General features: G+C 28.7%; 8 protein-coding genes and 3 tRNA genes. 2 read left to right on the top strand and 9 right to left on the bottom strand.

From position 1 onward, the window contains the following. The first annotated feature begins 9 nt into the window (after positions 1–9). Both ACTTBO_RS04710 and ACTTBO_RS04705 read left to right on the top strand, forming a co-directional pair. Positions 10–83 (top strand) — tRNA-Cys (locus ACTTBO_RS04710). A 50-nt stretch (positions 84–133) separates the two neighbouring features. Next, positions 134–209 (top strand) — tRNA-Asn (locus ACTTBO_RS04705). Between the two features lie 64 nt (positions 210–273). Here the strand turns inward: ACTTBO_RS04705 and ACTTBO_RS04700 are convergent. From ACTTBO_RS04700 to ACTTBO_RS04660, 9 genes are all read right to left on the bottom strand, one after another. Beyond that, complete coding sequence (locus ACTTBO_RS04700) at positions 274–645, bottom strand: helix-turn-helix domain-containing protein (protein ID WP_262589252.1); 372 nt, start codon at positions 643–645, stop codon at positions 274–276. A 146-nt stretch (positions 646–791) separates the two neighbouring features. Beyond that, on the bottom strand, positions 792–1,526 hold the full coding sequence (locus ACTTBO_RS04695; protein ID WP_440656618.1) for an amino acid ABC transporter ATP-binding protein: 735 nt from the start codon (positions 1,524–1,526) through the stop codon (positions 792–794). A 2-nt stretch (positions 1,527–1,528) separates the two neighbouring features. Continuing rightward, positions 1,529–2,971, bottom strand: a complete 1,443-nt coding sequence (locus ACTTBO_RS04690; RefSeq protein WP_440656617.1) for an amino acid ABC transporter permease — start codon at positions 2,969–2,971, stop codon at positions 1,529–1,531. Next, a complete protein-coding gene (locus ACTTBO_RS04685; RefSeq protein WP_440656616.1) occupies positions 2,972–4,123 on the bottom strand; it encodes an amino acid ABC transporter permease in 1,152 nt (383 codons plus the stop codon). It abuts the gene before it with no gap. 63 nt (positions 4,124–4,186) lie between these two features. Next, positions 4,187–5,227 (bottom strand): amino acid ABC transporter substrate-binding protein, encoded by a 1,041-nt coding sequence (locus ACTTBO_RS04680; RefSeq protein WP_440618463.1) that lies wholly within the window; start codon positions 5,225–5,227, stop codon positions 4,187–4,189. 125 nt (positions 5,228–5,352) lie between these two features. Next, positions 5,353–5,429: transfer RNA gene (locus ACTTBO_RS04675), tRNA-Arg, on the bottom strand. Positions 5,430–5,458: 29 nt separating this feature from the next. Next, positions 5,459–6,628, bottom strand: a complete 1,170-nt coding sequence (locus ACTTBO_RS04670) for a TrkH family potassium uptake protein (protein ID WP_440656615.1) — start codon at positions 6,626–6,628, stop codon at positions 5,459–5,461. Positions 6,629–6,866: 238 nt separating this feature from the next. Then, positions 6,867–8,258: a Trk system potassium transporter TrkA gene (gene trkA / locus ACTTBO_RS04665; RefSeq protein ID WP_440656614.1), complete on the bottom strand. Its 1,392-nt coding sequence runs from the start codon at positions 8,256–8,258 to the stop codon at positions 6,867–6,869. After that, the gene (locus ACTTBO_RS04660) at positions 8,259–9,614 is read right to left on the bottom strand and encodes a sigma-54-dependent transcriptional regulator (protein ID WP_440656613.1); all 1,356 of its coding nucleotides are present in this window, start codon (positions 9,612–9,614) and stop codon (positions 8,259–8,261) included. It abuts the gene before it with no gap.

The raw sequence follows: 9,614 nt of genomic DNA, 5'->3' as shown, positions 1-9,614 counted from the left end.
AAACAAGATGGCAACGTGGCGGAATGGTTACGCAGAGGATTGCAAATCCTTGTATCCCGGTTCGATTCCGGGCGTTGCCTCCAAAAAAAATCTTGTTTTAGTTTTAAAAAAAAGTAAGTTGTGATTTTTATATTCCTCGGTAGCTCAGTTGGTAGAGCAGTTGACTGTTAATCAATTGGTCGCAGGTTCGAGTCCTGCCCGAGGAGCCAAAAAAATTAATCTAGAATTATTAAGAGTTAACTATTAACCAAAAGGGTCTCATTTTGGTTATGATTAAACTGCTTTAGAAATATTAGATCCTGAAATTTGTAATGTTTTGTTAAATTTTAATTTTTGATCAGCATTAAGTTCTGAATAAACTTTTGCTAAAAAATTATAATTAACATTCATATGTCCTTCTTGAGATTTTTCTAAGTTCACTAAATATTCTGAAAAATCTTCGAAAAAATAATTTATTGGTACTTTTAAATAATTTGAAAGTTGAAGTAATCTAATTGAGCTTACTCCGTTAGTGCCTTTTTCGTATTTTTGAATTTGTTGAAATGTAACATTAATAGCTTTTGCTACTTTTGTTTGGGTTAAACCTAAAGCCAATCTTCTTAACTTAAGTTTGTTCCCTAAGTGTTTGTTGAAATTATCTTCCATTAAGACCCCTCTTAATTAAATTTTAAAAACCTATTGAACAAATTTATTTCAACTACTGCAATAGAAAAATTTATTTATTTTAATAAAAAAACCTTAAAAACTAAAAACCTGTCAAGCAATTGTTAAGATTAAAATGTATATAAATTTTACAAGATTTGGCTTAAGAAAAGCTTAGTACGATCACTCTTAGGATTAGCAAAAAACTCTTTTGTATCAGCTTTTTCTACTATCATTCCTTCATCCATAAAGATCATTTTATCTGCAACTTCTTTAGCAAAACCCATCTCGTGCGTAACCACGATCATTGTCATACCTTGATTAGCTAAATCGACCATTACATCTAAAACTTCCTTAATCATTTCAGGGTCAAGGGCAGATGTTGGTTCATCAAACAACATAATTTTTGGTTCCATGCATAGGGCTCTAGCAATTGCTACCCTTTGTTGTTGACCACCAGATAATTGACCTGGAAATTTTTGAGCTTGATCAAGAATTTGTACTCTTTCTAAATGTTTTAGTGCTAATTCCTCAGCTTCTTTTTTTGGCATTTTCTTTACCCAAATAGGAGCAAGTGTACAGTTATCAACGATTGATAAATGTGGAAATAAATTAAATTGTTGGAAAACCATTCCAACTTCAGCCCTAATTTGTTCAATATTTTTTGTATCCTCTGTTAAAGTATTGCCATCAACAATGATATCCCCTTGTTGATGTTCCTCTAATCTGTTAATGCATCTAATTAATGTTGATTTACCAGAACCAGATGGACCACAAACCACAATTTTTTCTTTTGGTTTAACTTCTAAATTTATGTCTTTTAATACTTGAAAATCTCCAAACCATTTATTTACATTTTTAATTTTAATAATACTGTCAGACATAATTATCGCTCTGTTTTATATTTTTGTTCTAGATTATAGCTATACTTACTCATTGCATAACAAATAATCCAGAAAATTATTGCTGCAAATACGTAGCCTTCCATTGCAAATCCTAACCATTCTGGATTGGTTTTTGCCAAATTTAACATTCCAACAATCTCTAATAAACCAACTACAAATATTAAAGGTGTATCTTTTACTAAAGCTAAGAAAGTATTGGCAATGCCTGGAATTACTAATTTAAGTGCTTGAGGTAAAATTACAAATATATGCATTTTCCAATATCCCATACCTAGTGATCTTGCTGCCTCGTATTGGCCTCTTGGTAAAGCTTGCAAGCCTCCTCTTATAACTTCTGCAACATATGCAGCTTCAAATAATGAAATAGCTATAATTGCTCTAACTAATTTATCTATGAAAAAATCCTCTGGTAAAAACATCGGAAACATTACAGCAGACATAAATAGAACTGTGATAAGCGGTACCCCTCTCCAAAACTCAATAAATCCTACAGATATATATCTGATCAAAGGCAGTTCAGATCTTCTTCCTAAAGCAAAAGCCATCCCAATAGGAAAACAGAAAATTAAACAGAAGAAAGAGATAATGAATGTTAGAGATAATCCTCCCCATGCACCAGTTTCAACCCAGTTTAAACCGTCAAGTTTGCCGAGTTCTATTAATTCCTCATAAAATACAAAGTATTTAAGAACTATGTAAATTGTTAATGGAACAATTAAAAAATAATAAAATTTAAATCTACTTGGAATAAAAAATCCAAGAATAATTGAAATAACAGCAGCAATTATACCGTAAGAAAAATCAAAAAATACTGGTCCACCTGAAATAAAAAAGAAAATAAATAGAAACGCAATAAATGGATAAATAACTACATAGTATAAAGTTAAATACTTTTTAAATTTTTCTGTAGCAAAATATCCAACTGATCCAAGTAATGCTAAAGAAATAAATGATAAATTTATTCTCCATTGTTCTGCATTTGGGTACATTCCATACATAAATCTGTTAAACCAAACTTTGATGTAAGTCCAACATGCACCATTACCAGAGCAAACATCTTTACTGTCTCCTGCAAAACTAGCATCAACAAAAAACCAACTTAGAATTGGTGGTGTTGCTTTAATGATTACAAAAATAATTAATAATGAAAGAACAGCATTAAAGCTATTGGTATTAATATTTTTGTTTAAACTATCTAAAAATTTATAACCGCTATGTTCAATCCTAATAAAATGAAGACCTATAAATCCGATCACTAAAGGGATCACAAAACTTAACAACGTTGGTAGAAAACCTGTAATGTTAACATTAAAAAATGAATTCAAAAATACATCTAAAACACTAATAAAAAATAATAAAGAACCTAGATACAAAAATGTATTCAAATTTTCTTTATCAGGTCTTAAAAAATTAATTTTTGACATTTATTTTTCCTTAATAGCAATTTTTTTATTGTACCAATTCATCAATATAGAAATTGATATACTCAAACTTAAGTAAGTAAGCATAGTAATAGAAACAATCTCAATAGCTTTTCCTGTTTGCATTAACGCAGTACCTGCAAATACTAAAACTAAATCTGGATAAGCAATTGCAGCTGCTAATGATGAATTTTTAGTTAAATTTAAATATTGGTTAGTAGTTGGTGGTATAATAATTCTTAAAGCTTGAGGCATTACTACTAATTTCAAAACTTGATTTGGATTTAAACCAATAGATGCAGCAGCTTCTTTTTGTCCTTTTCCAACACCTTGAATACCAGCTCTTACACACTCAGCAATAAAAGTTGCTGTATATAATGCTAAAGATAAAGTTAATGCTATTAATTCAGGAGGTAAACTTACACCGCCCTCATAGATAAACGATGTTGTTGCAAGTTGTTTTAATTTTGGAATTTCAAACGAGAGACTTACCCCGCCAATAACAAAACTTAATAAAGGTAATATAAAAATTAATCCTATAGATATCCATAAAACTGGTAACTGTTTACCTTCGGTTTCTTGAACTTTTCTTGCATGAATTCTTATAACTACAATAGCAATTATTGCTGCAACTATTGAATAAAAGAAAACATTAAAGTTTTCCCAAACAAAAGCTGGAACATAAAAGCCTTTGATTGTTAAAAAGAAGACACCAAACATTGCATCAGCATCTTGAGGTAATGGCAATGCTCTTAAAGCAGCAAAATACCAAAAAAATATTTGTAAAAGTAATGGAATATTTCTGAAAAATTCCACATAGAATGCTGCAAATTTATTAATAAGATAGTTTGGTGAAAGTCTTGCAACACCAACTATAACTCCAAGAATAGTTGCAAATATTATTCCAATAACAGAAACTAAAATAGTATTTAACAATCCAACTAAGTAAGCTCTAAAATAAGAATGTGATCCGTCATATTCAATTAAAGAAAATTGAACATCAAAAGAAGATTCTTGAGATAAAAAACCATATCCAAAATCAATACCTCTATTTTCCATATTGACTTGGGCGTTATAACTAAAGAAACCAAAAACTAGAACAACCGCTAAAACTGTAACTAACTGAGGAACTATTTTTTGTAATTTGAAGTTCATTTAAGAGCTTATAAAAAAAAGGGCTAGAAAAATCTAGCCCTTTTTAATTAATTAAATATGCAATTATCTTGCAGGTGGTACGTAAAGAATTCCACCTTTAGTCCATAATTCATTTGGACCTCTGTCTGGTAAAATTCCAGTGTCAGCTATATTTCTTTTGTAGCTTTCACCATAGTTACCAACTTGCTTGATAATTCTTAAGCTCCACTCATTGTCTAGACCAAAAGCAGCACCTAATTCACCTTCAGCACCAACTAATCTTTTTACAGCTGGGTTGTCTGAAGATTTCATCATATCTGCATTAGCTGAAGTAATTCCATACTCCTCAGCTTCGATCATAGCATTTAAAGACCATCTAACGATATCTTCCCATACTGAGTCACCTTGTCTAACAACTGGTCCCAAAGGCTCTTTAGAAACAGTTTCAGGTAATACAATGTGATCATCTGGGTTAGTCATTTTAGTTCTTTGTGCAGCAAGACCTGATTTATCAGTAGTGTAAGTATCACATCTACCTGCATCATAAGCAGCTACGACTTCGTCAGCTTTTTCAAAAGCAACTGGCTCATAAGAAATTCCTTTAGAGTTAAAGAAGTCTCTCATGTTTAACTCAGTTGTTGTACCAATGTTTGTACAAGCTGAGATACCATTTTTGAATTGGCTTGTTGAAGTAATACCAGAACTTTTTCTAACCATGAAACCTTGACCATCGTAGAAGTTTACTCCAACGAAAGTTAGTCCGATATCAGCATCTCTAGAAAGAGTCCAAGTTGTGTTTCTTGATAAGATATCAATCTCACCAGAAGTTAAAGCTGTAAATCTTTCTTTAGCACTTAATGGTGTAAACTTAACTTTGTTTGCATCACCTAGTACTGCAGCAGCTACTGCTCTACATACATCAACGTCGATACCAGTCCAATTTCCAGCCGCATCAGCATTAGAAAATCCTGGAAGACCTTGAGATACTCCACATCTTACAAAACCCTTCTTTTGAGTGTTTTTAAGTGTTTTAGATTTTTTAGCAGCCATAGTTTCTGTTGTAAAAGTAAACAACACTGCAACCATTGCCACTAAAGAAGTTAATTGTTTTAAGTATTTAAACATTATTCTTCCTTTTTAGTTATTATTATTTGTTAACAAATAATTCAAAACTTAGTTTTGAATTCGCAGGATTAAACCATTTTAGAAAAACTACTTCAAGAGGAAATTATGGTCAAAAGACTAAGGAATGGCGCGCCCTGAAGGATTCGAACCTACGACCCTCGGTTTAGAAAACCGATGCTCTATCCAGCTGAGCTAAGGGCGCAATATTTGAAATACATATATATTACAAATTTAATATTTAAACAGAAATTTTTTAGCTATCAATAATAAAGATAACAATTCAATTCTACCAATAATCATAAAGAAAATAAGAATATATTTAGTAATAAAATGTAAACTTTGGAAATCAAAATCACTTATTCCATACGCTGAGGAGTTAACAGTATTCATTAATGTTAATACTGCTAGTTTAAATGAGTATTCAAAATTGATCTCACTCAAAGATAAAAAAATCGTTAATGAAAAAAGTGAAATTATAAAAATCACAATTGTAAGAAAATATTTATTTATATCATGAGTTGCAAAATTAATTTTAGAAAATACTAACTTATTCATAAATACATTTTTGGGTCTACTAAAAGAAAGTATTTGGTTTAAAGAATATTTTGTTAAAGAGTAAATTTTTAAAAATCTTAATCCTGAACTTGTTGAAATAAATGAGCCTCCAATTATAACTAAAAGAAAGTACAAGAATTGAAGATTAGTTTGCTCTACATTCAATGAAATTCCAATGTTAGAAATACTACTCACTAAAGATAAAAAACTATAAGAAAAAGTGTTATCGTAACTAAAAAATATAAAAAATATTCCGATAGTTATTACTAAGTATAAAAATAGGTGAATATCCTCGTGAAAAAAATTAATATTTTTTCTTAAAAATATTAAATTATATACAAAAAAAATACTAAAAAAAGAAACTAGCATTAATAAAGAAAAAATTATTATCTGTGAATTTTGTACAAGTATAGTTGAGATATCGTTTACAGGTAAAAAACCACCTGATGAAATAATTGTCATTGCTAAATTTAATGAATTAAATGATCTAATTCCAAATATATTAAGAATTATAAAAATAGCTAAAGTTAAGCTTAAATATAAAAAAAATATTTTAATTGTTTGTTTTAAAATTTCAGTTGTATTAAATGATAAAAAATTTGTGAGAGATTTTTTTAAGTTTTCATCGTAAATATCAATCAAAAAAATTATCGAAAATAAAAAGTATAAACCACCTATCCATTGAATTGATGATCTCCAAATTACTAAACCCTGATCAATATGTTTTATATTTTCAAATATTGTAAAACCAGTTGAAGTAAAACCAGAGACTGCTTCAAATAATGAATTTAAAAATGTTAAATTATAAATACTAAAATAAAATGGAATGGATAATACTAATGGCATAATAAAATATCCCAAAAGCACAGTTAGTATTTTTTCAAATATTGTAGGTTTTTTATCTGAGGTATTAATTTTAAAGAACAAAAAACTAATTAAACCAGAGATTACTAAGCTAAAGTAATATGTATTTAAGTTTAAGTATAAGTTGAAATAATAAGAGTAAATAATATTTAAAAATGAAAAAGCTGAAATTAATAGAAAGAAAAAACTTAAATATTTTACCCGAAGTATTGGCATTTAATTAAATTGAGCTAATTCTAAAAATATTTTCAACAACAGTTATTGAGTCTTTTTTGGCTAAAAAAACAACTTTATCATCTTTTTGAAATACAAAGTCTGACCTAGGTATAATTACTTTATCGTCTCTAAGTACAGCACCTATTCGAATTTCCTCAGGAAGGTTGGAATTTTTTAACTCCTTATTGATTAATTCGGATGTCTCAATAATTTCGGCCTCTATAACCTCATATTCCCCGTTCATTATTGTATAAGCTGTTTCAATTGTTCCTTTGTGTATATGTTTTAAAATACTAGAAACAGTATTCATTCTAGGATCAATCAAATCGTCAATTTTGAGTGAGTTCTGTAATAATGAATAATTTGGCTTATTAATTAATGCCATTGTTCTTTTGTCATCAATTTCTTTTTCATCTTTTGCAAATTTTTCTACTAAAACACTTACCATTAAGTTATCCTCATCATCATTTGTAAGAGCTAGAACAGTCTCTGCTTCTTCTAAATTTGCTTCAGCTAAAACTTCCTCATCTAAAGCATCTCCATTAATAACTATTGTATTGTTTAGCTCACTTGCAAGAAATTCAGCTCTATCTTTATTTTTTTCAATAATTTTTACTCTTGCAGCATCTAAATTATCTTCAATATTCTTTGCTAAATTAAAACCAATATTGCCTCCACCAACTATGAGAATTTTTTTAGAAACTTTTTCGGTATGTCCAAATGCTTCTAAAGTTTCAGACATTTGTGTTGAATTTATAATTACATAAATTTTATCATTAGTTATTATTTCATCGGTTTTTTTTGGAATAAAAAACCTATCCTCTCTTATGACACCAATTACATTTGCTTTGAGATTAGGGTATTTTTTTGTAAGATCACTTAATTTAATATTGATCAAACTACAATTTTCATTAATCAATATTTCAAGTAGCCTGATTTTATTTTCTGCAAAAGGTACACTATCTAAAGCACCTGGGGCTTCTAACTTTCTTTGAATTGATTTTGCAATTTCAATTTCTGGAGAAATAATAACATCTATTGGTAAATTTTCTTTATTATAAACAGTTGTAAATTTAGGATTTAAATAGTCTTGCGATCTTATTCTGGCAATCTTTTTTGGTATTTTAAAAATAGAAAATGCAATTTGGCATATAACCATATTAATTTCGTCATTTCGAGTTACTGCTATAATCATATCAGCCTCTTGCGCATTTGCCTTTTCAAGAATTGATGGATAACTTCCTTTTCCAACAATAGCTTTTACATCGAGTACATCATCAATTTTTTGAATATCCTCGCTCGATGGATCTATTACAGTGATAGAATGACCTTGCTCACTAAGCTGTTTAGCAATAGTAAAGCCTACTCTACCTGCGCCACAAATGATTATGTTCATTTAATTAAATTCTTTAATTCCTAAGCCTTTTAATTTTCGGTGTAAGGCACTTCTTTCCATTCCAACAAAATTAGCTGTTTTTGAAATATTCCCATTAAATTTTTTCAATTGGATAGTTAAATACTCCTTTTCAAATTTTTCTCTAGCCTCTTTTAATGGCACAGATAGGCTGTTTTCAGCCAATTGTTCATTGAAATTAATATTTTTTAAGGATTCTTTTATTATATTTGAAATTTTTTCTTTTGTATCAGGTTGTAAAATTGCAATTCGTTCAATTAAATTTCTCAACTCTCTAACATTACCGTGCCAATCATGATTTAAGATATAAGTGTTGTCTTCATCTATTTCTAATTCATTAATATTGTAATTTTCAGATATTTTTTTTGAAAAATATTTAATCAAAAGTGGAATATCTGAAATACGTTGACTCAATGGTTCAACGTTTATTTCAAAAACATTAAGTCTATGAAATAAATCTTCTCTAAAATTTCCTATTTCAATTTCTTTCTTTAAATCCTTACTTGAAGAACAAATTAATCTAACATTCACAATTACATCATTTGAACCATTAATTCTTTTAAACTTTTGATCTGTTAATACTCTCAAAATTTTTGACTGTATATCCAATGGTATTTCTGAAACTTGATCTATCAATAAAGTACCTTTGTTAGCTTTTTCTAACGCTCCATAAGATATAGAGCCGTTGTCTTTTTCTTCTCCAAATAATTCAAGTTCATATTTATTTGAGTCTAATAAAGCTCCATTCAAAACTACAAAAGGATTTTTATTTCTTTTAGATAATTTATGAATTTTTCTTGCTATTAATTCTTTTCCAGATCCTGATGGACCATTAATAAATACTCTACTTTCTGTTATTGAAATTTTTTTAATTTGATCGTTTATATTTAAAATATTTTTACTATTTCCAATTAATTCATATGATGAAAATAATTTTGTTTCGTATTCTTTATTCTGTTTTTTAAGATTATAATTCTCAACTGCCCTTCTAACAAAATTAAGCAGTCTCTCTTGATCAAAAGGTTTTTCAATAAATTCAAAGGCTCCTTCGTGAAGAGATTTTACAGCCATTTCTATATTTGCATGTCCTGATATTATTATAACAGGTACATCTTTATCTTTTGATTTGATATGCGATAACAATTCTATACCATCATTATCACCCTTATCTAATTTAACATCAAGAATTGCAACATCTGGAAGTTTTTTATCTATTTCAGATAATGCTTGATTATAATTAGCAGCAAGTCTTGTTTTATAACCAACATCTAAAATTAACTCATTAATGATATTCCTAATATCAGCATTATCGTCAACAATTAATATCTCTGAACTCAT

This window comes from Candidatus Pelagibacter sp. HIMB1509 (genome assembly GCF_052047855.1).
Classification (GTDB): Bacteria; Pseudomonadota; Alphaproteobacteria; order Pelagibacterales; family Pelagibacteraceae; genus Pelagibacter.
Note: the sequence above shows the minus strand (reverse complement) of the source record. Positions and strands in the feature narration are given on the sequence as shown.

Coding starts and splice junctions, on each gene's coding strand:
- ACTTBO_RS04700 (WP_262589252.1), bottom strand. CDS start 645: ATGGAAGATAATTTCAACAAACACTTAGGGAACAAACTTAAGTTAAGA.
- ACTTBO_RS04670 (WP_440656615.1), bottom strand. CDS start 6,628: ATGCCATTAGTATTATCCATTCCATTTTATTTTAGTATTTATAATTTA.
- ACTTBO_RS04690 (WP_440656617.1), bottom strand. CDS start 2,971: ATGTCAAAAATTAATTTTTTAAGACCTGATAAAGAAAATTTGAATACA.
- ACTTBO_RS04685 (WP_440656616.1), bottom strand. CDS start 4,123: ATGAACTTCAAATTACAAAAAATAGTTCCTCAGTTAGTTACAGTTTTA.
- trkA (WP_440656614.1), bottom strand. CDS start 8,258: ATGAACATAATCATTTGTGGCGCAGGTAGAGTAGGCTTTACTATTGCT.
- ACTTBO_RS04680 (WP_440618463.1), bottom strand. CDS start 5,227: ATGTTTAAATACTTAAAACAATTAACTTCTTTAGTGGCAATGGTTGCA.
- ACTTBO_RS04695 (WP_440656618.1), bottom strand. CDS start 1,526: ATGTCTGACAGTATTATTAAAATTAAAAATGTAAATAAATGGTTTGGA.
- ACTTBO_RS04660 (WP_440656613.1), bottom strand. CDS start 9,614: ATGAGTTCAGAGATATTAATTGTTGACGATAATGCTGATATTAGGAAT.